18 protein-coding genes are annotated in these 24291 nt (G+C 61.1%); 15 read left to right on the top strand and 3 right to left on the bottom strand.

Annotated elements, in window-relative coordinates; translation table 11 throughout:
- Positions 1–225: 225 nt before the first annotated feature.
- Positions 226–519, bottom strand: coding sequence for a WXG100 family type VII secretion target (locus ACZ41G_RS05385; RefSeq protein WP_015450656.1), 294 nt, complete (start codon positions 517–519; stop codon positions 226–228).
- Positions 520–626: 107 nt separating this feature from the next.
- Between ACZ41G_RS05385 and ACZ41G_RS05380 the strand changes: the two genes are divergently transcribed.
- From ACZ41G_RS05380 to ACZ41G_RS05360, 5 genes are all read left to right on the top strand, one after another.
- Entirely contained in the window at positions 627–1748 is a 1122-nt protein-coding gene (locus tag ACZ41G_RS05380) for a TPM domain-containing protein (protein WP_152570408.1), read from the top strand.
- Positions 1741–2487, top strand: a complete 747-nt coding sequence (locus tag ACZ41G_RS05375) for a response regulator transcription factor (protein WP_033507216.1) — start codon at positions 1741–1743, stop codon at positions 2485–2487. Before ACZ41G_RS05380 ends, ACZ41G_RS05375 begins: the two co-directional genes overlap by 8 nt.
- A 98-nt stretch (positions 2488–2585) precedes the next feature.
- Positions 2586–4511, top strand: coding sequence for a sensor histidine kinase (locus ACZ41G_RS05370; protein WP_464144818.1), 1926 nt, complete (start codon positions 2586–2588; stop codon positions 4509–4511).
- A 102-nt stretch (positions 4512–4613) separates the two neighbouring features.
- The gene (locus ACZ41G_RS05365) at positions 4614–5003 is read left to right on the top strand and encodes a cold-shock protein (protein WP_464144816.1); all 390 of its coding nucleotides are present in this window, start codon (positions 4614–4616) and stop codon (positions 5001–5003) included.
- A complete protein-coding gene (locus tag ACZ41G_RS05360) occupies positions 5003–6427 on the top strand; it encodes a DUF3027 domain-containing protein (protein WP_464144814.1) in 1425 nt (474 codons plus the stop codon). Before ACZ41G_RS05365 ends, ACZ41G_RS05360 begins: the two co-directional genes overlap by 1 nt.
- Positions 6428–6548: 121 nt before the next feature.
- On the opposite strand, the gene ACZ41G_RS05355 is transcribed toward ACZ41G_RS05360, so the two are convergent.
- Positions 6549–7529, bottom strand: a complete 981-nt coding sequence (locus ACZ41G_RS05355; RefSeq protein WP_033507212.1) for a universal stress protein — start codon at positions 7527–7529, stop codon at positions 6549–6551.
- Positions 7530–7679: 150 nt separating this feature from the next.
- On the opposite strand from ACZ41G_RS05355, the gene ACZ41G_RS05350 reads away from it, so the two are divergent.
- On the top strand, positions 7680–10286 hold the full coding sequence (locus ACZ41G_RS05350; RefSeq protein ID WP_033507210.1) for an ATP-dependent Clp protease ATP-binding subunit: 2607 nt from the start codon (positions 7680–7682) through the stop codon (positions 10284–10286).
- A 276-nt stretch (positions 10287–10562) separates the two neighbouring features.
- Here the strand turns inward: ACZ41G_RS05350 and ACZ41G_RS05345 are convergent, their stop codons facing one another.
- The gene (locus ACZ41G_RS05345) at positions 10563–12014 is read right to left on the bottom strand and encodes a DUF349 domain-containing protein (RefSeq protein WP_412171421.1); all 1452 of its coding nucleotides are present in this window, start codon (positions 12012–12014) and stop codon (positions 10563–10565) included.
- A gap of 101 nt (positions 12015–12115) precedes the next feature.
- On the opposite strand from ACZ41G_RS05345, the gene hisS reads away from it, so the two are divergent.
- From hisS to ACZ41G_RS05300, 9 genes are all read left to right on the top strand, one after another.
- Positions 12116–13507, top strand: coding sequence for a histidine--tRNA ligase (gene hisS, locus ACZ41G_RS05340; protein ID WP_412171422.1), 1392 nt, complete (start codon positions 12116–12118; stop codon positions 13505–13507).
- A gap of 70 nt (positions 13508–13577) precedes the next feature.
- Complete coding sequence (aspS, locus tag ACZ41G_RS05335; protein ID WP_464144812.1) at positions 13578–15377, top strand: aspartate--tRNA ligase; 1800 nt, start codon at positions 13578–13580, stop codon at positions 15375–15377.
- 242 nt (positions 15378–15619) lie between these two features.
- A complete protein-coding gene (locus ACZ41G_RS05330; protein ID WP_026502168.1) occupies positions 15620–16414 on the top strand; it encodes an amino acid ABC transporter ATP-binding protein in 795 nt (264 codons plus the stop codon).
- 81 nt (positions 16415–16495) lie between these two features.
- Entirely contained in the window at positions 16496–17344 is an 849-nt protein-coding gene (locus ACZ41G_RS05325; RefSeq protein WP_033507205.1) for a glutamate ABC transporter substrate-binding protein, read from the top strand.
- A complete protein-coding gene (locus tag ACZ41G_RS05320) occupies positions 17341–18018 on the top strand; it encodes an amino acid ABC transporter permease (RefSeq protein WP_033507203.1) in 678 nt (225 codons plus the stop codon). The genes ACZ41G_RS05325 and ACZ41G_RS05320 overlap by 4 nt, the downstream gene beginning before the upstream one ends.
- A 5-nt stretch (positions 18019–18023) precedes the next feature.
- Positions 18024–19193, top strand: a complete 1170-nt coding sequence (locus ACZ41G_RS05315; protein WP_464144811.1) for an amino acid ABC transporter permease — start codon at positions 18024–18026, stop codon at positions 19191–19193.
- Between the two features lie 291 nt (positions 19194–19484).
- The gene (locus ACZ41G_RS05310) at positions 19485–20063 is read left to right on the top strand and encodes a YbaK/EbsC family protein (RefSeq protein WP_464144809.1); all 579 of its coding nucleotides are present in this window, start codon (positions 19485–19487) and stop codon (positions 20061–20063) included.
- Positions 20064–20114: 51 nt separating this feature from the next.
- The gene (locus ACZ41G_RS05305; RefSeq protein ID WP_464144808.1) at positions 20115–21152 is read left to right on the top strand and encodes a PPK2 family polyphosphate kinase; all 1038 of its coding nucleotides are present in this window, start codon (positions 20115–20117) and stop codon (positions 21150–21152) included.
- 513 nt (positions 21153–21665) lie between these two features.
- Positions 21666–24266 (top strand): DEAD/DEAH box helicase, encoded by a 2601-nt coding sequence (locus ACZ41G_RS05300; RefSeq protein WP_464144806.1) that lies wholly within the window; start codon positions 21666–21668, stop codon positions 24264–24266.
- Positions 24267–24291: the final 25 nt, after the last annotated feature.

The raw sequence follows: 24291 nt of genomic DNA, 5'->3' as shown, positions 1-24291 counted from the left end.
CGCCCCTGAAGCGTTATGGGGCAGCTGTCGAAGGCGTACCGGCGATGAGCGTACGCTGCCGGTGATACGCCCTCGACACTGCCGTAGCCATGCGTGTTTCGCTGCAATGTCGGCGATACTGCGCGGCAGACGACGACACTAGGCACCGTCGCGCACGCAATTACGGCACCTACCGCGTGTAGCACAGCCTCTCGCGATGCGAGCCGTCGCTACAGCCCTACGCCGTCACGATATCGTGAACAATCGCGAAGCCTGCGCTTCGGCATCGGCGTATACGTTCGACGCTTGCGTCAGCGACATGCCGATCGCCTCCAGCGACGCGTCCATCTGCTGCTGCGCGGCCCGCCATTGCCTGATGACCCCGGCGAACTGCGCGGACGCCGAGCCGCTCCACACGCTGTTGAGCCCCTCAAGATTCGCGTACATGCCTTGGACGGCTTGTCTGATCTGCTCGATGGAAGAACGCACCGCGGCGCTTGAGGACTGGATCTGTTCCGAATCGACTTGGTACTGTGCCATAGACGTTCCTTTCTTGTTTTTCTTGACGTGGTTCTCGCCTTGCGGCGTTGGCGGTCGGCCGACCGTACGTCCCCCGTTTGGTGCAGCCGACCGCTACAGTGGACAATATGCGGTTTTTGAACATGTCTCACGTCCGTACGGCAAATGTGGTCAAAAGACGACAGCCGCAGCAGACGGCCATATGGTGGCAGCGCGCGCTCGTGACGCTCGTTGCGGTGTTCTGCGTCTTCGCGGTGGCGGCGCTGCCGATGTGCGCCGAAGCAGATGACGCGTCGAGCCCCAGCCCATCCACATCGTCGTCTTCCTCTTCCTCATCCACGGCGGATACCTCATCGGACGCCACCTTGAGCGCCGACATCACCGACCCGAACAATCTGCTCGGCGAGAACGTCACTAGCGTGACCGACATGATCACGAAAACGAAGAATGAATACGGCGTTTCGGTGCGTTTGCTGTATCTGGACAGTTTCGGGACGAAAACGAAGCCCACGACATGGGCGAGCACCCTGCTGCAGTCGACCAGTCCGTCGCCTAACACCGTATTGCTGGCGGTCGCCAGCGCGGATGGCAACCTCGTCGTCGCGGTGTCGAACAATTCGGACAAGTGGCTCAAAGACCAGAAATCCGTAGATGCGTTGTCTGAAGCCGCCCTGGGACCATTGACCGCCAAAAAAGGTGCCCCTGACTGGTCGGGCTCGGCCATTGCGATGATGAACGAAATCGGCAAGCTCAAGGAGACATCGACATCGGGGGACACGAAGAATTTCTCCATCGGGCTATTCGTAGGTGTGGCACTGCTGCTGGTCGCCCTGGTCGTGGTAATTATCGTGCTGGCGCGTAACGCGAAAGGCGCTCACAGCAAGGGAGGCAAGCAGGACCGGTCGCGTAAGGCGATGCGCCGTCGTGGTGCGAAGCAATCGCCATCGAACCGTCACAGCGATTCGTCGAAACGCGCGCGCCCCGCCCGCCGCCACAAGAGCCCCGTGATTCACGGCGAATTGCAGGACTATTCGCAGACACTGCAACCGCAGGCTCCGGGGGAGGGCCGCACGGAAAACCGCTCCGAACACCAATCCGACCGTGCCGCCGGTGCCGAGGCCCATGCATCAGCCGCATCGGAATCGGACTCCTCGGCGGTGGATGAATATCTGAAGCGATTTTCTCAGCAAGTTGCAGAACATTCTCAGGAAACACGCAGACAAAAGAGGAATGCTGGGAAGCATGAGTAAACCAATTGAAGCATCCATCGTAGTTGTTGACGACGAGCCCTCCATCCGCGACTTGCTCGTCGCCTCCCTGCATTTCGCAGGATTCGAAGTGAACACCGCGGCTTCGGGTTCCGAGGCGATCGAGGTCATCGAGAAAGTGCACCCCGACCTGATCGTGCTCGACGTCATGCTCCCTGACATCGACGGATTCACCGTGACGCGCCGCATCCGGCAGGAGGGCATCGATTCGCCGGTGCTGTTCCTCACCGCGCGCGACGACACCCAGGACAAGGTCATGGGTCTGACCGTCGGCGGTGACGATTATGTCACCAAGCCGTTCAGCCTCGAGGAGGTTGTGGCGCGCATCCGTGCGATTCTGCGCCGCACCAGCCATCAGGAAGCAGACGACCCGATCATCCGCGTCGGCGACCTTGAAATCAACGAGGACTCCCATGACGTGACCCGCGCTGGGGTACAGGTGGACCTGAGTCCGACCGAATACAAGTTGCTGCGCTACCTCATGGACAACGAGGGGCGCGTGCTGTCGAAAACCCAGATTCTTGACCACGTGTGGCAGTACGACTGGGGCGGGGACGCCGCGATTGTCGAATCGTACATCTCCTACCTGCGCAAGAAGGTCGACGGCGTGGTCGTCGAGGATGAGAACGGCGAGAAGCACAAGGTCGCTCCGCTGATTGAAACCAAGCGAGGCATCGGATACATGATTCGCGCGCCCAAGACGGCGAAGAAAGAAGCCTGATGCCGCTCCATCCAGGAAGCGCACCGAAGGAATCCTCGCAATGCGCTGCAGTCGCAGGCGGGGATTCCGCGTCAACGACAACACGGAAGGCACCTGCTATGTCCGCAAGTTCAGCACAGACAAGTGCGCCCGGCGGCGCGTCCGGCACGCCCCGGGACGAAAGCGGACAGCCTGCCAGCCAGGCCAGATACGGCAGGCTCCCCGGGCCGATCGCGGCCATCGCACGCGGCATGGACGCCGTGCGCGACATGCTGGTCCACCGCTTCGACGCGATCCCGCTGAGCACCAAACTGCTGGCGTGCATGATGGTACTGCTGACCGTATGCGCCGCGGGCATCACCTTCTCGATTAAGGAGCTCGTCGGCAACTATCTGTTGCAGAAAACCGACAATCAGCTCGCGGAACAGGCGCAGCTGGTCTACGACAACATCGACGTGTTGCGCAGCAAGGACAGCAGCGAACAGGGCAGCGTAGGCCCGAACGACTACTTCATGCAGATTCGCGACACGAACTACCACATCCTCAACACGCCGCTCGTTCCGGTGATGCGGGAGAACGTCATTTCGGTGCCTGATCTGCCGCCGGACGGGTCGATGGGCGATGTGAAAATCGGCCAGCCGTTCACCACATCGGCGATTGTGCGCACGGACACCAGCACGGTGAACCGCTCCACACTGCAAGCCGCCAACGCCCCGTGGAGGGTGCTCGCCCTGTCGTGGGGCAAGAAAGCCGAGGACGGCAGCGCGCAGATCAAGGGCGTGATCTATATCGGCCTGTCGCTGAGCGACCAGATCGACACCGTAAATACCCTCACGAAATACTGCACGCTGGTGAGCATCGCCATCGTGCTGATCGGCGCGGTCATCGCGACCATCCTGATCCAAAGTACGCTCGCACCGCTCAAACGCATCGAGAAAACAGCAGCGAAAATCGCCACCGGTGATTTGAGCCAGCGTGTCCCTAGCGCCCCGGAGAACACGGAAGTCGGTTCCCTCGCCGCATCGTTGAACACCATGCTCGCACGTATCGAGCAAAGCTTCAACGAGCAGCAGGAGACGACCGAAAAGATGAAGCGCTTCGTCTCCGACGCCAGCCACGAGCTGCGCACCCCGCTTGCCGCGATCCACGGGTACGCCGAGTTGTACACGCTGCAGCGCGACATGCCGGGGGCCTTGGAACGCGCGGACGAGTCGATTAGCCATATCGAGGCGTCAAGCGCCCGCATGACCGTGCTGGTCGAGGATCTGCTCTCGCTCGCGCGGCTTGATGAAGGCCGTGGTATCGACGTCACCCAACAGGTGAACATCACGTCCCAGTTGACTGACGCGTGCGACGACTTGCATGCGCTCGACCCCCAGCGTGGCATCACCAAAGGTGTACTTGCGCTGCGGCATGGCGGCGACAGACAGGGTACGTGGCTCGCGTTCAGCCCCGGCGAGCTGCCGTCGATCACCCTTACGGGCGACGGTTCGCGGTTGCGGCAGGTCATCACCAATATCGTGGGCAACATCCATCGGTACACGCCGTCCGATTCGCCCGTTGAAGTCGCGTTGAGCATGCTGCATGCGTCCATCACCCCGCAGCAGCTGGCCCATCTGTCGTCGAACGCCAAGGGGCTCAACTCTTTCCTTGAGGCGGCGGAAGTAGGACAAAGCGTGCGATCGGGCATGCCCTATGTGGTCATTCGTTTCGCCGATCACGGACCCGGCGTGCCGGAAGCTTCGCAGTCGCAGATCTTCGAGCGGTTCTACACCGCCGATCCGTCCCACGCACGGCAGAAAGGCGGCACCGGACTGGGCATGGCGATCGCGCAGTCCGTGGTCAAAGCGCACCACGGTCTGATCAGTGCGACTACCACACCCGGAGGCGGCCTAACGCTGACGGTTGTCCTGCCGATTGACCCCAACCAAACCCGAACGCCGATCCAACGCCAGCAGCAGCCGGTGCAGGCCCGCGAACGCGGCAAGGAACGCAAGCCGTCCAAGGGCAGGAAAGACAAATCGTCGCCGTCCGATAAGAAGTGACATTGCCCACAGCCGATACGGAAGGCTATGCGGTAAACTGAGATGTTGGTTCAATGACGGCAGGCGCGGCTTGCCTTGGTATGGAGTAGGAGAGGTGTGCTTATGCCCACGGGACGGGTGCGTTGGTTCGATGCGAACAAAGGTTACGGCTTCATCGCCACGGATCAGGGCAAGGACGTGTTCCTGCCCGCCGCGGCGTTGCCTCAAGGCACGACGACGCTGCGCAAGGGCGTGAAGGTGGAATTCTCCGTGATCGACGGTCACAAGGGACCACAAGCAATGGGCGTCAAGCCGATCGCCGCGGGTCCGTCGCTGGTTAAGGCCACTAGGCCGAAGCCTGACGACATGGCTGCCATCGTGGAGGATTTGATCAAGCTGCTTGACAAGGCGGGCAACGTTTTGCGGCGTCACCACTATCCTTCGCCGGCGGACAGCAAGAAGCTCGCGACGGTGATGCGTGCGGTGGCTGACGACTTCGACGTACAGGAATGATGAGCATGCAGACAATTGAGAATCCGCAGGACGAGCCTGAGACGCCACGGATCGACCCCGAGTCGCTCGCTCGGTCGGTGGCCATGACCGTGGCCGACGAGCCGGACCAGGTCGGGCGATTGACCCGTTCGATCAACGAGGACGACCATGTCACGGATTTCCGTTTCGAATCAAAGAAACGGGGATACGAAGGCTGGGAATGGTCGGTGACGCTGTATCACGACACCGATATCGACGAGTGGACGGTCAACGAATCCTCCCTTGTGCCTACGGATCAGGCCTTGATGCCGCCGGCATGGGTGCCGTGGAAAGACCGTTTGCTGCCCACCGACTTGTCGGTGACCGATTCGATTGGGACCGAGCCGGACGATTCCCGGCTCGAGGACGGTTTCCGCCGTACCGAGCCGTCCGTGGCTGCGCCGACGCCCGATGCTGATCAGGCACAGGCCGAGGAGCAAGGTGTAGATGGGCAGACACAAGCCGAAGACGATGTATCCGCACAAACTGGGAATACGCCGGACAACCCTGAGGACGCGTCGGTGACCTCCGCGGAGGATCTTGAGGACAGTGTCGAGGAATTCATGTTGTCCCGCCGTCACGTACTCAGTCCGCTGGGACGGGACCAGACCGCAAAACGTTGGTATGAAGGTCCTCACGGCCCCAAGGCGCTGTCCACGAAGACGGCGGCCGGCAATCTGTGCTCGACATGCGGGTTCTTCGTGCCGCTCAAAGGAGATTTCGACCGGATGTTCGGCGTTTGCGCGAACAAGTGGAGCCCCGACGACGGTCGTGTCGTCTCGCTTGACCACGGGTGCGGGGAGCATTCGGAAATCGATCCGCCGCAGCCATCGCATCTGTGGGTGCAATCCAAACCCGCCTACGACGACATGCATATTGATGTCGTCGCCCAGTCCCCGCGTGAGGAGCGCGGCCAGGTCGAGCTGCTTGAAGAGGCCAGCGAAGCCGATATCGACAACAACACCGTTGAGGATGACGAGACGGATAGCGAGGAACGCGATGACACCCCGCAGACCCCTCAGGTCGAATCGGTGATCACCATGGACGATTTGGAAGCGGCCGGTTTTCCCGAGACCGATCACGGTGACGACGGTGACGATGTTAACGACGTCGACGCGGCTGACGTTGCCGACGTGCCCAACACCGGTGACGCGGATGTCGCTCAAGCTGAGACCGATGACACCGATCAGAACGCGGAAAACACTGACGCCGGTGATGTAGCTCAGGCAGCGGAAGCTGCACCATCCGACGGCAGGAAGCAAACCGACGATACAGCGACATCCGACGATGCCGTGGAAACCGGCAACGCCAAGTCCGCCGCCTATGGCGATACCGCCGATACCGCGAATCCGACTGATGCTACCGGCGCTGACAGCAACGGGGACAACCCCCCAAGCGCCGACTGAGCCGGCCTGACCGTTTCGCTTAGAGTAAGGGCCGTCTGCCGTGCAGGAATGTGAATCCTGCGGACAGGCGGCCCTTGTCGTATCTGTACGGTCTATCCGCACAGCGCGCGGCCGGGAACACTCAGTGCACGACCGTCACCGTGCATTCGGCGAAATTCACGAGCTGACGGGAGACCGAGCCGAGAAAATGGGCGTCTAGGCCGCTCAACCCGCGCGACCCGACCACCAGATGGCTTGCGTAGCGTGAAGCACTGATGAGCCCCTTCGCCGCGGGGATGTGGAACGCATTCGCATGGACGTCCACCGTGTCGGGGATATGCGCTTGCGCGACGACATCGTCAAGCAACTGTTGCGCGCGCTGCTGGTCCACCGACATCGGCGCGACCGCGTTCTCATAGCCCGGAACAGTGTCCAGATCCTTGAGCTGCCAGCAGAATAGGATATGCAGCGGCGCCCCATGGATGCGTGCCTCATCGACGGCGAACGCCAGCGCGCGTTTCGAGATGACCGAGCCGTCAATGCCCACGACAACCGGCTTGCTGCGGTTTTCGCCGACAACCGGCGGCTGCGCGTAGTGTACGGTCGAATCTCCCGGAGTCAGCGAATTGGCGATGGCATCCTGCACATTGGCTTCCTCATCGCTGGCGAACCGCACGACTGTGACCGGAACCTTCGCTTCCTCCGCCAGCGAAGCGGACAGCGATCCCAGGAACCAACGGGCAACACGATTGAGCGATCGGCGGCCGACGACAATCTGCTGCGCGTTCGACCCGAGCTCGAGTAGCGCATGGGTGCCGGTGGCCCGAACCGAAGTGAGTTTGAGCTTTTCAGGGTCGAAATCCATGTCAGCGCCCGCCCTGTCAACCCAGTCGCGCAGCCGGGCCGTCATCTGCTCGCGTACGTCTTTCCAAGCGTCATCGGTTTCAGGTTTCGCACCCATATCCCACGAATGGGTCCATCCGAATACCGCATTGACATGCTGTCCAGTCAGTGAGGCTTCGCCCAAGGCCCAGCGCAACGCGGCGAATGATTCGTCAGAACCGTCCACGCCGACGACGATGTCGGCCTCGCGGCCGGTGACCTGTCCAAGATTGTCCGTCATTTCATCCTCCTTGAGGCGGCTTACGAGGAAGCTTACACTGCCAAGCATATCGTCTTGTTTGCGTTGATAGCGCAATTGCCACGCATGAGGGAAGAAACGTCACCGCGAATCTGTAAAGTGAAGTGGACAAACAACAGTGGAAGGACAAGCATGTTCGAACGGTTTACAGACCGTGCACGGCGCGTGATTGTGTTGGCGCAGGAAGAGGCTCGCTCCCTGCAGCACAACTACATCGGCACCGAACATCTGCTGCTCGGCCTGATTCGCGAGGGCGAGGGCGTCGCCGCAAAGGCGCTCGCCTCCAAGGGCGTGAATCTGCAGGACACCCGCAAGCAGGTTGAGGAGATGATCGGCAAGGGCAATGCGTCGCCCAACGGCCACATCCCATTCACCCCACACGCCAAGCAGGTGCTCGAGCTGAGTCTGCGCGAGGCGCTGCAGTTGGGGCACAGCTATATCGGCACGGAGCACATCCTGCTCGGCCTGATTCGCGAGGGCGAGGGCGTCGGCACGCAGGTGCTCATCAAGATGGATGTCGATCTGGGTGAGCTGCGCAGCACGGTCATCGATATGATCCGCGGCAATTCAACCGGCCCGGATACCGACAACAAGGGCGAACTGGCGAATGCTGGCGGCGTCCAGGACAAGCGTGGGCAGACCGGCTCGGCAATTCTCGATCAATTCGGCCGCAACCTGACCGCCGAAGCCGCGGAAGGCAAGCTTGACCCGGTGATTGGCCGTTCCGCGGAAATCGAACGTGTCATGGTCGTGCTGTCCCGCCGTACCAAGAACAATCCGGTGCTGATTGGCGAGCCGGGCGTCGGCAAGACAGCCGTCGTCGAGGGGCTTGCACAGAAGATCGTCGCGGGCGATGTGCCTGAAACGCTTAAGGACAAGCAGGTTTATTCCCTTGATCTGGGCTCCATGGTGGCCGGTTCGCGCTATCGCGGCGATTTCGAAGAGCGCCTGAAGAAAGTGCTCAAGGAAATCAAGACCCGCGGGGATATCGTCCTGTTCATCGATGAAATCCACACGATTGTCGGCGCCGGTAGTGCCGACGGTGCTCTGGGCGCGTCTGACATGCTTAAGCCGATGCTCGCGCGCGGCGAACTGCAGACCATTGGCGCGACCACGACCGAGGAATACCGCAAGTACATCGAAAAGGACGCGGCGCTGGAACGCCGTTTCCAGCCGATTCAGGTCCATGAGCCTTCGATCGCCGAGACAATTGAGATTCTCAAGGGTCTGCGTTCGCGGTACGAGAACCATCATCATGTGACCATCACTGATGGTGCGTTGCAGGCCGCCGCTGAGCTGTCCGCACGCTACATCCAGGACCGTCACCTGCCGGACAAGGCGATCGATCTGATCGACGAGGCCGGTGCGCGGTTGCGGATCAAGCGTCTAACGGCCCCACCCGAGCTCAAGGATCTTGATGCGCAGGTCGCCAAGGTGTCTGCTGAGAAGGACGAAGCCATCAAGAAGCAGGACTTCGAGAAGGCTGCAGAACTGCGCGACAGCCAGGAGAAGCTGGAAGCCGAGCGCAAAGAGAAGGAATCCTCGTGGCGCGAAGGCGAATCCAACGTGAAGATGGAAGTGAACGAGGAGGTCATTGCCCAGGTCGTGGCCAGCACGACGGGTATTCCGGTCTTCAAGCTCACCCAGGCGGAATCCAAGAAGCTGCTCAACATGGAAGCCGAGTTGCACAAGCGCATCATCGGCCAGGACGAAGCGGTTTCCGCGCTCGCCCGGTCCATCAGGCGTACGCGTGTCGGCCTGAAGGATCCTAAGCGTCCTGCAGGTTCCTTCATCTTCGCCGGCCCCACCGGCGTCGGCAAGACGGAGCTCGCCAAGACCTTGGCGCAGTTCTTGTTCGATGACGAGGACGCGTTGATCCGCGTCGACATGTCCGAGTTCTCCGAGAAGTACGCCGCATCCCGTCTGTTCGGCGCGCCTCCGGGGTATGTCGGGTACGAGGAGGGCGGCGAGCTCACCGAGAAGGTGCGCCGCAAGCCGTTCTCCGTCGTGCTGTTCGACGAGATTGAGAAGGCCCATCCCGACATCTTCAACACGCTGCTTCAGGTGCTTGACGATGGTCATCTGACCGACGGCCAGGGTCGCAAGGTGGACTTCAAGAACACGATCATCATCCTGACCACCAATCTGGGCACGCGCAATATCGCTAAGGCAGTGAACACGGGCTTCAACCTCGGTTCGGACACCGAGACGAGCTACGACCGCATGAAGGAGCAGGTGTACAGCGAACTCAAGGAACAGTTCCGTCCCGAGTTCCTCAACCGCCTTGATGACATCATCGTGTTCCGTCAGCTCACCGAGCCGCAGGTGCGCCAGATCGTCGATCTGGATGTCAAGCAGCTCAACGATCGTCTGTTTGACCGTCATATGTCGCTCGAACTGACCGACAAGGCCAAGGACCTGCTTGCTGAGAAGGGCTTCGACCCGCTGCTCGGCGCACGTCCGCTGCGCCGTGTGATCCAGCGCGACATCGAGGACGCCATTTCGGAGAAGATCCTCATGGGCGAGCTGCACGACGGCCAGCGTGTAGTCGTGGACGGCGAGGGCGAAGGCATTCTCGGCGATTTCACCTTCACCGGAGAGGAATTCTCTGAAGGTGACGACGCCGGCAATCCGGATGCGAAGCTGGTCGGTGCCACGCCGGCACCGGCAACGGATGCGTCTGCCCAGTCCTGCGATACCGGAGCTGAAGGCAACGGGGACATGCCGTCGTTGTCGTAAATTCGTCCGCGATTGTCGCCACTGTTGAGGGGTGGTCCTGCACGGTTTGCAGGACCACCCCTCTTGCGTTGCATCGCTGCCTTCTATCGCTGCGTAGCGCCAATGGCAACAGTCACGTCACCTCAGTGCCGTCACCAACCCGGTGACTCCGAGGCATCTCGACCAGGTTAACGGGCAGGATCGGGCAGGGCGGGACTGCTTGGCTGATAAGCAAATCGCCGGAATCCCGACACTTGCGGGACTCCGGCGATTCATGTACGTACGGTTGGCAGCCGACTACTTGATGGCGTTCAGCCACTGCTCCTTGGTGGCCTTCTCGGCTTCCAGCTTGGCCTTCTTGGCCGGGTCGGATTCCGCGGCGATCTTGTCGTCAAGCTCCTTGAGCTGGGCGTTGAGCTGCTCCTCGAAGCTGGACTTGCGGGCGTCCGCCTCCGGATCGCTCTTCTTCCATGCAGCGTCCTCAACGGCCTTGATCTGACGATCGACCGCGTCAAGACGGTCTTCGATGCGACGCATGTCCTCGCGCGGCACGTATCCGATCTGGTCCCATTCGCCTTGGATCTCCGCCAGCTTCTGACGAGCCTGCTTCGCGGCCTTCGCGTCGGCGACCGGCACCAGCGCCTCGGCCTTCTTCAACAGCTCTTCCTTCTTCGCGAGATTCTCCTTCTCGGAAGAATTGATCTGGTCGCGATCGGCCTGACGGGCGTTGAAGAAGGTGTCCGCGGCCTCACGGAACTTCGCCCACAGTGCGTCGTCATCGGCGCGGCCTGCGCGACCGGCTTTCTTCCAACGGTCCATCAGTTCGTTGAACTTGCGGGAGGTTTCCGCCCAGTCGGTGGAATCCTTGATTTCGTTCGCCTCGGCGATGATCGCTTCCTTCTCGGTCTTGGCATGCGCGCGCTCGTTATCGCGAGCCTGCGCCCACTTGCGACGCTGCTGGTTAAAGGTCGTGCGCGCAGCGGAGAAGCGCTTCCACAGCGCGTCGGCATCGGCACGGTCGATGCGCACAGAATTGCGCTGATGGGCCTGCCATTCGTCAAACAGCGCGCGGAACTTGTCTGCGGTCGAACGCCAGTTCGTGTTGTCGCCCAGTCCGGCGGCGACGGCTTCGGCCTTCTCCACGATTGCCGTACGCTCCTGGACCGCCTTGGCGACGGCTTCCTTGCGGCGGTTCGCGAGTTCTTCCTTCTTCGCCTCGCCGTCCTTCTTGAGCTGCTCGAATTGCGCACGCAGTTCGGCGACATCGCCCACGACAGCGGGCTCCTTGGTTTCCTCGCCCAGCAGCTTGACCGATTCGTCGATCTCATGGGGCTTGATGGTGCCGGAGTTCAGACGGTTCGCGAAGACATCGAGCTTTTCCTTCAAATCGAGGAACCGGCGGGCATACAGGGCGAGTGCCTCTTCCTTTGAGGCGTCGGGGAACTGGCCGACTTCGCGCTCGCCGTCTCCGTCCTTGACGTACACGGTGCCGTTGTCGTCAACACGTCCGAAGGACTCGGCCTGCTTGACATCCTCATCCGAATACGCAACGTGCGCCGCGGGAGCCGCGTTGTGATGCGCTGGCTTCTTCTTGGCGAACGCCGCGGGCGACGGCGCGTGATGCTTGATGTTGGCAGGAGAGGGGACCGCTGTCGGCTTGGCGCCGGTTTGCGGTTGCGAGGCAGTCTTCGTCGTCTGCCCCGCGTTTTCGTTGGTGTTCTTTGGTTCGGTGACGTTTTCGTCGGCCATGGCCAGCTCCTTAAGCTCATGTAGTGAGGGGTCGCGGGTCGCATGAGGTCGTATGAGACGGTGCCGCATGTTTTCCGCAACTTCACTTATTATAGGGAATCGTGGCTAAAGGCGCATCAATTTCAGGATTTCCAGAGTGGCTCCCCTCTGAACGTGTTGTGGAGCAGCGTGTCATCGACACGCTCCGTAGGGTTTTCGAGCTCAATGGCTTCATCGGCATTGAGACACGCGCCGTTGAAACTGGCGCAAGTCTGCTGAAGAAAGGCGAAACCAGCAAGGAAATCTACCTGCTGTCGCGTCTTCAGGAAGTCGGCCATGAATCCGACACGCCGATTGAGGAGCGTCTTGGTCTGCACTTCGATTTGACGGTGCCGCTGAGCCGGTATGTGGTCGAGCATTCCGGCACGCTGGCGTTTCCGTTCAAGCGTTGGCAGATTCAGAAGGTCTGGCGTGGCGAGCGTCCGCAGGAGGGCCGCTTCCGTGAATTCGTCCAGGCTGATATCGACGTGGTCGGCAATGGCGATTTGCCTGAGCATTACGAGGTCGAGCTGCCGCTGGTCATGGTCAGCGCGCTGGAACGGCTGCGCGAGTTCGGCCTGCCGAAAGCGACCGTGCATGCGAACAACCGCAAGCTGTCTGAAGGCTTCTACCGTGGGCTCGGTCTGACCGACATCGAAGGCGTGCTGCGCGAGATCGACAAGCTTGACAAGATCGGCGCCGACGAGGTCGCGCGTCTGTTGGTCGAAGGCTGTGGCGCGAACGAGGCTCAAGCGCGTGCCTGCCTGGAGCTTGCCGAGTTGACGGCAGCCGATGGCAAGGAGCTTGCCGAGAAGTTCGACGCGCTGTGCGCCAAGCATGGCATCGCGACTGACAGCGAGGCTTACGCACTGGCCCGCCAGGGGCTCGATACGCTGGCGATGATCGTCGACGAGGCGGCTCGCATCCGTCCCGGCTCGGTGATCGCCGACCTCAAGATCGCCCGCGGTCTGGATTATTACACCGGTTCCGTATACGAGACCTTCCTTGACGGCGCCGATTCGCTCGGTTCCATCTGCTCGGGCGGTCGCTACGACAATCTCGCCTCCCAAGGCAGCAAGCGCTACCCGGGCGTCGGTCTGTCCATCGGCCTGTCACGCTTGGTGTCCTATATGCTGCACACCGCGGGCGCCCATGCCTCACGCATCTCCCCGGCTGCGGTCATGGTCGCGGTATGGAATGAGAACGACCGTCCGGCCGCCAACGCAATCGCCAACCAGCTGCGTTCCCGCGGCATTGCGGCCGATGTCGCGCCGACCGCCGCGAAACTCGGCAAGCAGATCAAGTACGCCGACAAGCTGGGCATCCCGTACGTGTGGTTCCCTGCGGTGGCGAGCGAGGATGGCGAAGCCAAGGGCGACGAGGTCAAGAACATCATCACCGGCGACCAGACCCCGGCCGATGCCAAGTCGTGGGAGCCGGATACTGTGTATGCCCGGCAAACTGTCAACCTGTAAACAAGACTGAAATGCTTGGAAAACCCGGTTTTCCGCCGATTTCTGAGGACTTGACAAGAATAGAGGAAGCATGAGCCAGACGGCTTACAGAACACATCATGCCACGGAAGTGACCGAGGCGCTGGTCGGGCAGAAGGTCACGCTCGCCGGTTGGGTCGATCGTCGTCGCGACCACGGCGGTGTGGCGTTCATCGATCTGCGCGACAACACCGGTCTCGTACAGATCGTCATCTATGACGAGGAAATCGCGCGCCCGCTGCGCAGCGAATTCGTCATCCAGGTCACCGGTGAGGTCCGCCTGCGCCCGGACGGCAATGAGAACACGCATCTGGCCACTGGCAAGATCGAGGTCGTCGTCGAGGATCTCAAGGTGCTCGCCAAGGCCGACGCCCTGCCGTTCCAGGTGTCCACCGCGCTCGAGAACGAGTCCGAGAACAAGCTTCCGGGCGAGGACGTGCGCCTGAAGTACCGCTATCTTGATTTGCGCCGCCCGCAGATGCAGCGCAACCTGAAGCTGCGTTCCGATATGACGAAGGCCGCGCGCCACGCGCTCGAGGATATGGACTTCACCGAGGTGGAGACCCCGACCTTCATCAAGTCCACTCCTGAAGGCGCCCGCGACTTCCTCGTGCCTGCCCGCTTGGTGCCGGGCTCCTGGTATGCGCTGCCGCAAAGCCCGCAGCTGCTCAAGCAGCTGCTCATGGTCGGCGGTGTTGAGCGATACTACCAGCTGGCGCGCTGCTACCGCGACGAGGACTTCCGCGCGGACCGTCAGCCGGAGTTCACCCAGCTCGATATGGAAATGAGCTATGTCGACCAGGAGGACGTCATCGCGATGGCTGAGAAGGTCATCCAGGCGATCTGGAAGACCCGCGGCTATGACATCAAGCTTCCGCTTCCGCGCATCTCGTGGAAGGATGCGATGGACAAGTACGGTTCCGACAAGCCTGATCTGCGATTCGGCAACCAGCTCATCGAGCTGACCGACTACTTCAAGGACACGCCGTTCCGCGTGTTCCAGGCCCCGTATGTCGGCGCGGTGCTGTTCAAGGGTGGTGCTTCGACTCCTCGCCGTCAGTTCGACGCGTGGCAGGAGTGGGCGCGCCAGCGTGGTGCGAAGGGCCTCGCCTATGTGCAGTTCACCGAAAACGGCGAGCTGAAGGGACCGGTCGCCAAGAACCTGTCCGAGCAGGAGCGCAATGGCCTCAAGGAAGCCGTAGGCGCCGAGGACGGCGACGCGGTGTTCTTCGCTGCTGGCGCCCGTGAATCCTCCCAGCTGCTGCTGGGTGCGGCTCGTGTCGAACTTGCCCATCGTGCCGGTCTGCTGCACCCTGACGAGTTCGCCTTCACTTGGGTTGTCGACTTCCCGCTGTTCAAGCCGACCGATGATCCGGATGACGATGATGTGGCAGTCGGCCACTCCAAGTGGACTTCGATGCATCACCCGTTCACCATGCCGAGCGCCGACTGGATCGACAAGTTCGACAAGGATCCGGAACATGCGATGAGCGATTCGTATGACATCGTGTGCAATGGCGAGGAAATGGGTGGCGGTTCCGTGCGTATCCACCGCGTGGATATCCAGGACCGTGTGCTCAACGTGCTGGGCATCGGCAAGGAGGAAGCCGAAGAGAAGTTCGGCTTCCTACTCGAGGCCTTCAAGTACGGTGCCCCGCCGCACGCGGGTATCGCGCTCGGCTGGGATCGTACGGTGTCCCTGCTCGCCGGTGCCGATTCCATCCGCGATGTCATCGCCTTCCCGAAGGCTGGCGGCGGCCGCGACCCGCTGACCGGCGCTCCGGCTCCGATTTCGGATGAGCAGCGCGCCGAAACCGGTGTCGACTACGACCCGGAAGAAGACGAGGACTGAACCGCATCCGGGTGATTGCCCACGGGGCTGAGGATTTGAATGTCTGCAGGTCCCCGAGGCGTGATCGGCACGGTGCCGTGAACACGAAAAATTAACCTCCAAGAAACATGATGCCCTGTTACGCAATGTACTGCGTGGCAGGGCATCGGCATATTGCCGCATAATACCGCCGTTTCCGTGCGAGTGCGCGCATGATGGGATAGGTTGGTCATTGTCGGTTCAAACCGGTTAGACTGTCATGCATGTCTGAACAACAAGAACAACAAGCCGCGAAGATCGCCGACCCGCAAGGACAGGACACGCATCCGCTGGTCGAGCTGACCCATGTCGAGAAGCATTTCGGTCATTTGCACGTGCTCAAGGACATCAATCTCGCCGTCAATAAGGGGGAGGTGCTGGTCGTCGTCGGGCCGTCAGGCTCGGGCAAATCCACGATGTGCCGCACCATCAACCGTCTCGAGACCATCGATTCGGGCGATATCCGCATCGACGGCAAGCCGTTGCCGCAAGAGGGCAAGGAGCTCGCCGCCCTGCGCGCCGAAGTCGGCATGGTGTTCCAATCCTTCAACCTGTTCGCCAATAAAACGATTCTCGAGAATGTGACGCTCGCGCCAATCAAAGTGCGCCATATGCCCAAGGACGAGGCAGAGAATCTGGCCATGGATCTGCTCGCGCGTGTCGGCGTGGATTCCCAGGCCGAGAAGATGCCGGCACAGCTGTCCGGCGGCCAGCAGCAGCGTGTGGCCATCGCCCGCGCTCTCGCGATGAAACCGAAAGTCATGCTCTTCGATGAGCCGACATCGGCGCTCGACCCGGAGATGGTCAACGAGGTGCTTGATGTGATGACCGAACTCGCCCACGAGGGCATGACGATGATCTGCGTGACTCACGAGATGGGATTCGCACGTAACGTGGCTGACCGCGTCGTGTTCATGGCGGACGGCAAGATCCTTGAATCGGGCACGCCGGACGAGTTCTTCGAACACCCCAAGACTGACCGTGCCAAGGACTTCCTGTCGAAGATCCTCACCCACTGACCGTCAGCATCGTCCATTGGTGCCTCCTGCGTCTCAAACGAAGGCCGAATCGGCACCTGGGTTTGATCAGAAAAGAGCGTTATGAACAAGAGATTGAGCAGTACTGCCGGGCGTCTCATACGCACTGCTTGCGCGGTGGTGTGCGCGCTTGCGTGCGTATTGTCCGTCAGCGCCTGCGGGGCTGACGACGAAGCGGGCAAGATCCGCATCGGCATCAAATTCGACCAGCCTGGTTTGGGCTTCAAGAAATCCGGTACCTATGTCGGTTTCGATGTCGATGTCGCCAAATACATCGCCAAAAGCCTCGGCTATTCCGAGGACCAGATCATATGGAAGGAAGCGCCGTCCAAACAGCGCGAGGCGATGCTGCAGAACGGCGATGTCGATATGATCCTTGCCACCTATTCCATCACCGATGACCGCAAGCGCGTGGTCTCCTTCGCCGGCCCGTATTTCGTCGCCGGGCAGGACCTGCTGGTGCGTAAAGGCGAAACCGGCATCAACGGCCCGCAGGACCTCAACGGCAAGCGCCTGTGCTCGGTGACCGGTTCGACTTCCGCTGTCACGGTCAAAGAGCGGTTCGCCAGCAAGGTGCAGCTTATGGAGCAGCCCGGGTACGCCGAATGCGCGACCGCGCTGCTGTCAGGCATCGTCGACGCGGTCACCACGGATGACATCATTCTCGCGGGCCTCGCTTCGGCGTCCCGCGGCAGGTTGCGGGTTGTGGGCAAGCCTTTCACGGTCGAGCGGTATGGCGTTGGCATTAAGAAGGGCGATACGAAACTCGCGTCGCAGATCAACAACGCCATCACCGAGATGATCCAGGACGGCTCCTGGAAACGCGCTATCGACGACAACACCAAGGGCGTCGCCTACACGCCGAACGCCAAATACAACCCGCCGACACCTACGGAAGGGGAGAAGCAATGAACGCATTCGCACAGCTGTTCAGCCAATATGACATCCCAGGCGCATTTCTGGTGAACATCGAGCTGACCCTGTGGTCGGCGCTGTTTTCCACGATTCTCGGCGTGATTCTGCTGCTTATGCGGATTTCGCCGATTTCATCGTTGCGCCGAATTGCCAGAGGATATGTGGAGTTGTTCAAGAACATGCCGTTGACCATCATCATGGTGTTCATGGTGCTCGGCGTGTACGCGCAGCTCAAGCTTAGCTTCTCGAATACTTTTGCCACGAACTTCTTCTGGCTGGCCATCACCGGCCTGTCCTTGTATACGGCGGCGTTCGTATGCGAGTCGCTGCGTTCGGGCATCAACACCGTGCCAGTCGGCCAGGCTGAAGCCGCGCGCGCCTTGGGCCTGAACTTCTGGCAGGCGGCCACGCAGGTCATCCTGCCGCAGGCCATCCGCGGCTCGGTCGCACCGCTGGGCAACACCTTCATCGCGCTGCTCAAGAACTCCACCGTCGCCGCGGCGGCATCGGTGGCGACGGAAACCTCGACCATGATGAGCGAGATGATTGAATATCACGCCGATCTCATCGTGCCGATCTTCCTGACCTTCGCCTTCGGGTACGTGATTCTCATCATTCCGTTCGGTGCGTTGACCACGTATCTGTCCAACAAGCTCGCGGTACGGAGGTGACCGGTATGGCGAACGCAACAAGCAACAACGACACCAACACTTCGGTCCTGTTCGACGCCCCTGGGCCGCGCGGACGTAAGCGCATCCGTATCGCCAACGCGGTGGCGATCGTCGTCTTCGCCCTTGTGCTCGTGCTCATCCTGATGCGCTTGCACAACCCGCCGCAAGGCGAGAATCAGCTCTCCTGGGAGCTGTGGAAACCTGCGCTCGACGCAGAAGCGTGGACCGACTTCTATCTGCCGGGACTGTGGATGACCGTCAAGGCGGCGTTCGTCGCGGTGATCGGCGCCGTGCTTTTCGGCATCGTCTTCGGCATCGGGCGTCTGCTGCCGGCGGCCCCGTTGCACTGGATTTCCGCGGTGATTGTTGAATTCTGCCGCGCCGTGCCGGTGCTCATGATGATGATTTTCTTCTGGCGTCTGTTCGCCTTCATGGGCATGGAGGATCCGGCGTACTGGTCGGTTGTTCTCGGTCTGGTACTGTACAACGGCTCCGTGGTCGCCGAACTCGTGCGCTCGGGCGTGGGCAACCTGCCGAACGGGCAGCATGAGGCGGCGCTCGCCCTCGGTCTGACCCGCACGCAGTCCCTCATGCAAGTCGAGATCCCGCAAGCCATCTATGCGATGCTTCCCGCGGCAGTCACTCAGCTGGTCGTCGTCCTCAAGGACACCGCACTTGGCTCGATCATCATGTACACCGATCTGCTCCAGGAATCGCGTCGTCTCGGCTCGATGTACTTCAACATCCTGCAGACGCTCGTGGTCGCCGCGGTCATCTACTTCGTGTTGTGCTGGCTGCTGTCCCGACTCGCTGAATGGCTGCCTTCACGTATGCAGCGCCACACCGCTGCCCCCGCCGAACCGGAAGCGGTCGCCCCGATTGCGATCATGGATCCGTCCAATGTCAACCAGATCGCGGTGGCGAAGGAATCGGGCGAACTGCCGCGGGGAGGCGCGCCGCGAACCTATCATGAGCATCACCGCGGGTCAAACGCGTCCATCCATGAATGGCAGAAGACTCGGTACATGCAGGGTTACGACGAGAACCATCCGGATGCCCCCGAACGCCACCATCTTGAGGTCCCGCTTCCCGGTGTCCCCGGGGCACGTAAAAAACGCGCTGGCGGTGAGAACCCCGATGGCAAGGGGCAGCATCCCGCGCCAAGCACGGACTGACGCGGGGTAAGACCCCGGCACAGGCTGTGCTGACACACCAACCAGCCCGGTTGACTGGAATCTCATATCAACCGGGCCGGTGTCGTTTGTGCGCCCCGCAAAGATACAGTTCCCAAGGTCGCGCTCGCGGCGCGATGTACTGAAACCTCAGATTTCCCGGGCACGAACGCCGGTCATAACCAACACGTATACGATGCAAGTCCCGGCGGGCGTTTCCCCGCATATTCCGTCGCTAAGCTCGCAACCACAATCGCCCCACAACCGGGGCGCGGACACGAAAGCGAGGATTCGATGGTGGATTTCACGACAACGACCGGTGATCTGGAACTCCACGACTGGCATGGCAGCAAGCTGCTGGCCCAGCCTGTGTTGGATGCGCTGACACGGTTCACTTCGGAAGGCATCATCGATCCGGCCCAGATCCTGGGTGTCAGCGAAAACCTCGACGAGGAGTCGGACACGGATATCTTCTGCCCACGGTACGGGCTTGACCTTGCACAGGCGGGCAATGTCGTCATCGTCCACACTCATAAGACGCGCAAGGCGCCCCCGCAATTCGCTGCGGCACTGGTCAACGGCGACACGCGAGCCGATCTTAACGGTCTGGTCAAGCACACGCTGCAGGTCAGCAAGGTTTCATTCGCCCCTGTGGTCGACGCCGCAGCCGCCACTGGTATGGAGTCCGGAGGTATGTCGCCGATTGGTTTGCCGACAGAATGGCCCGTGTTGGTCGACGCGCGCATCCTGGAAACGCCTACACTGTTCATTGGAAGCGGCATACGCCCCTCGAAACTGGTCGTCAACGGCGCACTGTTCGCATACCTGCCGGGTGTGCGTGTCATCGAAGGGCTTGGCAAGCCTCGCGGATAAGCGCGGCAGCTCGTCGGCAGGCATGCTTCCGCACGTATCAGGAGGCATACGATGACAGACACGACACCACACGCGGATGGGCACGCCAACAAGAACGACCACAAAGACAAAAAGAAAACCGAACCCAAGCAGATCGGCAAGGCGTTGCGCAAAGCCGAGCACGGCATTGAAATCCTTGAAAAACGGCATGATGACGATATCGAGTATCGTCTGGAACGTGCCGACGCGTCATCCAAGCTGCTCAGCTCAGTGTGGGACGAGCCGCCGGCGGAGCTCCTGCGATTCCACCTGGGGGACCGGCTGACGGACGTCGATGGCGGTTCCACTCCCGGCTTCCCAGGCAACAAGGCACAAGGCGAACGTTTTATCGCCATCAGCTCCGGTGAAATCGCGAGATACCAGCAACTGCTGTACGCGAACGGGACGAAAGGGTCCCCGAGACGCATGCTCATCGTGCTGCAAGGCATGGATGCCTCCGGCAAGGGTGGCATCGTCCGCCATGTGTTCAGCCAAACCGACCCGATGGGCATCCATTACCACGGCTTCGGCGCTCCCACCAAGGAGGAGCAGGCCCATGATTATCTGTGGCGGGTGCGTCGGGAATTGCCGAAACCCGGCTGGATCTCGCTGTTCGACCGCTCCCATTACGAAGACATCGTCATGCCGCATATCTACGGCACGTTCCCGGAGGATGTGTGGCGGGCGCGGTACGACCAGGTCAACGCGTTCGAACATGAACTTGTGGACAGCGGCTGCACGATCATCAAGATCTTCCTGGTGATTACCAAGGACAAGCAGAAGGAGCATTTCCTCACGCGGTTGAGCGATCCGACCAAGCATTGGAAGTTCGATGTCAGCGATTTGGACGCGCGTGCCCGGTGGGACGAATATATGGCCGCATGGCAGGAAGTGTTCGAGAAGACCAGCACCCCGGAGGCGCCGTGGTATCTGGTCCCTGCGGACAACCGCTGGTATTCGAGGGCGGTTGTCAGCGAGCTGCTGCGCACGTCGCTGCGGGATATGGGCCTGAGCTGGCCGCCGCTGAACTGTGACGCCGATGCGATGCGCCGCCGGCTCGACGAGGAGTAACGGCCGGGGAGTGGCTCGGCGCGTGGGAAACTCCGCCGCCGTGCGACTTTCCGGTCGCACTGTTGCCCGGTACCGCCGCCTATCCTGTCGATTCCCGTGCTATCTCGCCGTCGTGCGATTTCCCGGTCACATAGTGGACCGATACGGTGTCCTTGGTCGTAGTATCCGTTTCAATCTGCCTGTCGTGCGACTTTCCTGTCACACCGCGGCCTGATATCACTGCCTCTCTCGTCTATTCCCGTGGTATTTCCCCGTTGTGCGACAACTCAGTAGCACCGCTTCCCAGTACTTGTCATCTGTTCTGCGAGACTCTCCGTATCTCGCCGTTGTGTCCTTGAGAAGTCACATCCCATTGGAGTGCCTCTCTTCCGATATTGAAATCCGAAGGTGCTCCGTCATCGGGCAATCTGATAGTCGCACGGTGGTCGGTGATCTTCTTCTTGTTCGTGGAAACTGTCGGCATCCCGCTCTCCCCATCGCCCGCAAGGCACGCCACGCGTTAGACTCAGGGGTATGACGCAGGACGAGCAACGGCTACAGGCCGACGGGACGAATGGATACGGGTCGCTCGGGGTGTTGGCCCCGCATGACGGCGAGCGGCGCAACCTTGACGCCGACGCGATTTTCGATCGCTTCTTCGGCTGGGTGGAGGACACCAAGGGCATCACCCCTTGGCCCCACCAGGAAGAGGCTATCATGGACCTGCTTTCGGGCGACCACGTGATCCTCAACACCCCGACCGGCTCCGGCAAATCGCTGGTCGCGCTCGGCATGCATTTCGCCGCGTTGTGCACCGGCCGCCGCTCCTACTACACCGCGCCGATCAAGGCGCTCGTCTCCGAGAAGTTCTTCGACCTGGTCGAGGTGTTCGGCAGGGACAACGTCGGCATGATCACCGGTGACACGCATATCAACGCCGACGCGCCAATCATCTGCTGCACGGCGGAAATCCTCGCGAACCAGGCGCTCAGGGAAGGCGATCAGGCGGACATCGGTTGCGTGGCGATGGACGAATTTCACTATTACGGCGACTCTGAGCGCGGCTGGGCGTGGCAGGTCCCACTGATCACGCTGCCGAACACGCAGTTCCTGCTCATGAGCGCGACGCTCGGCAATGTCGATGCGATCGCCGACCGGCTTGAAGACGCCACCGACACGGATGTCGACATCATCGCCGACGCCCCGCGCCCGGTCCCGCTGACCTACGAATATACCGATAAGCCGCTGCCGGCGACCATCGAGCTGCTGGTCGGCAAGGGCGACACCCCGATTTACATCGTTCATTTCTCGCAGGATGCCGCATTGACCACCGCGCAGGCGCTCGCCAACAGCAATGTCTCCACCAAGGAGCAGCGTCAGGCCATCGCCGAGGCGATGAAGGGCACGAAGTTCACTACGGCGTTCGGCAAGATTTTGCAACGCCTGCTGCGCACCGGTGTCGGCGTGCATCATGCCGGCATGCTCCCGCGATACCGCCGATTGGTCGAACAGCTCGCCCAGCAGGGCCTGCTTCCGGTGATTTGCGGTACTGACACTTTGGGCGTCGGCATCAACGTGCCGATTCATTCCGTGGTGCTCACCGCGTTGACGAAATTCGACGGTGTTAAGACCCGTCGTCTGCGCGCCCGCGAATTCCACCAGATTGCCGGTCGTGCCGGCCGTATGGGCTTCGATACCGAAGGGCTGGTGGTCGCCGAGGCTCCGGAGTATGAGATCGAGAACGCGCATCAGCTGGCCAAAGCCGGTAATGATCCGAAGAAACTCAAGAAAGTCAAGCGCAAGAAGCCGCCGGAGGGCTTCGTCACATGGAACGAGCACACCTTCGACAAGCTTATCGAAGCGGCCCCCGAGACTCTGGTCCCGCATTTGAAAATCACGCATTCGATGGTGCTCAACGAGGTCGCCCAAGGCGGTGACGCCCGTGCCCGCGTCGACAAGCTCATCGACGACTCCGCGCAGACCGACGAGCAGAAAGCGCATCTGCACCAGTTGGCGGACGACATCTTCCGCACTATGCTTGACGAGCATTTCATCGAGGCCGTTCCGCGTGACGACGACACCACGGATTACGTGCTTGACGTCGACATGCCTGATGATTTCGCGCTCGACCAGCCGTTGTCCCCGTTCCTTGTCGCCGCGCTCGACCTGCTCGACCCGGATTCGCCCACGTACGCGCTTGACGTCATCTCGATGGTCGAGGCGACGCTCGACGACCCGATGCCAGTGCTCAAAGCCCAGCAGCGGCAAGCCCGCGACAAGGCGATGCAGGAGATGAAAGCCGACGACATCGACTATGACGAACGCATGGAACGCCTCCAGGAAATCACCTATCCCAAGCCGCTTGAAGATCTGCTGAATCAGGCTTTCGACACGTACCGCCAGTCGGTGCCGTGGGCGGGCGACTACATGCTCAGCCCAAAATCGGTGCTGCGTGACATGGTTGAAACCGCCTCTGATTTCAACGGGTACATCGCCCGGTACAATATCGCCCGCTGCGAGGGCACCCTGTTGCGTTACCTGTCGGACGCCTACCGTTCGCTCGCACGCACGGTTCCGCAGGACATGCTCGACGACCAGCTGCGTGACGTCATCTCCTGGCTTCGCCTTGTCGTCCGCTCCGTTGATTCCAGTCTCGTGGACGAGTGGGAGCATGCCGGCCAGAACGATGAATCCGCGCTTGACACCACCGCTCCGGGTGATCGCGACGCCGTGGTTTCCGACCGTCGTGGACTCACCGTGCTCATCCGCAACGCCATGTTCCGCCGCATCCAGCTTATGGACCTCGACCGCCCCGAAACGCTCGGCGACCTCGACCATGACTGGGGTTACGGCGTTCACGAATGGGAGGATGCGCTCGAAGACTACTATGACGAGCACGACTATGTCGGCATCGACGCTGCCGCCCGCTCGCCGGAATTCTTCATCATCGATGGCGCGAACGAACGCAAGGAGCATACGTGGCGTGTCCGACAGATCATCGATGATTCCGATGGCGACCATGACTGGGCGATCGGTGGCACGGTCGATCTCGATGCCACGCAGGAGACCGGTGAGACGGTGTTCGTCGACTATCATGTCGGCCCGATCGGCTCCAACGGCCAGATCGAGGACTGATCGGGCCGTGGGGCGATCGCGCATC

The organism is Bifidobacterium porcinum, from assembly GCF_055378475.1.
This window is presented reverse-complemented; position numbering and strand designations above follow the sequence as displayed.

Bases quoted from the DNA above. Each gene is read 5' to 3' on its own strand.
- ACZ41G_RS05320 (WP_033507203.1), top strand. From the start codon at position 17,341: ATGAACGCATTCGCACAGCTGTTCAGCCAATATGACATCCCAGGCGCA.
- ACZ41G_RS05345 (WP_412171421.1), bottom strand. From the start codon at position 12,014: ATGGCCGACGAAAACGTCACCGAACCAAAGAACACCAACGAAAACGCG.
- ACZ41G_RS05305 (WP_464144808.1), top strand. From the start codon at position 20,115: ATGACAGACACGACACCACACGCGGATGGGCACGCCAACAAGAACGAC.
- ACZ41G_RS05315 (WP_464144811.1), top strand. From the start codon at position 18,024: ATGGCGAACGCAACAAGCAACAACGACACCAACACTTCGGTCCTGTTC.
- aspS (WP_464144812.1), top strand. From the start codon at position 13,578: ATGAGCCAGACGGCTTACAGAACACATCATGCCACGGAAGTGACCGAG.
- ACZ41G_RS05365 (WP_464144816.1), top strand. From the start codon at position 4,614: ATGCCCACGGGACGGGTGCGTTGGTTCGATGCGAACAAAGGTTACGGC.
- ACZ41G_RS05325 (WP_033507205.1), top strand. From the start codon at position 16,496: ATGAACAAGAGATTGAGCAGTACTGCCGGGCGTCTCATACGCACTGCT.
- ACZ41G_RS05330 (WP_026502168.1), top strand. From the start codon at position 15,620: ATGTCTGAACAACAAGAACAACAAGCCGCGAAGATCGCCGACCCGCAA.
- ACZ41G_RS05375 (WP_033507216.1), top strand. From the start codon at position 1,741: ATGAGTAAACCAATTGAAGCATCCATCGTAGTTGTTGACGACGAGCCC.
- ACZ41G_RS05370 (WP_464144818.1), top strand. From the start codon at position 2,586: ATGTCCGCAAGTTCAGCACAGACAAGTGCGCCCGGCGGCGCGTCCGGC.
- ACZ41G_RS05360 (WP_464144814.1), top strand. From the start codon at position 5,003: ATGAGCATGCAGACAATTGAGAATCCGCAGGACGAGCCTGAGACGCCA.
- ACZ41G_RS05380 (WP_152570408.1), top strand. From the start codon at position 627: ATGCGGTTTTTGAACATGTCTCACGTCCGTACGGCAAATGTGGTCAAA.
- ACZ41G_RS05310 (WP_464144809.1), top strand. From the start codon at position 19,485: ATGGTGGATTTCACGACAACGACCGGTGATCTGGAACTCCACGACTGG.
- ACZ41G_RS05355 (WP_033507212.1), bottom strand. From the start codon at position 7,529: ATGACGGACAATCTTGGACAGGTCACCGGCCGCGAGGCCGACATCGTC.
- ACZ41G_RS05300 (WP_464144806.1), top strand. From the start codon at position 21,666: ATGACGCAGGACGAGCAACGGCTACAGGCCGACGGGACGAATGGATAC.
- ACZ41G_RS05385 (WP_015450656.1), bottom strand. From the start codon at position 519: ATGGCACAGTACCAAGTCGATTCGGAACAGATCCAGTCCTCAAGCGCC.
- ACZ41G_RS05350 (WP_033507210.1), top strand. From the start codon at position 7,680: ATGTTCGAACGGTTTACAGACCGTGCACGGCGCGTGATTGTGTTGGCG.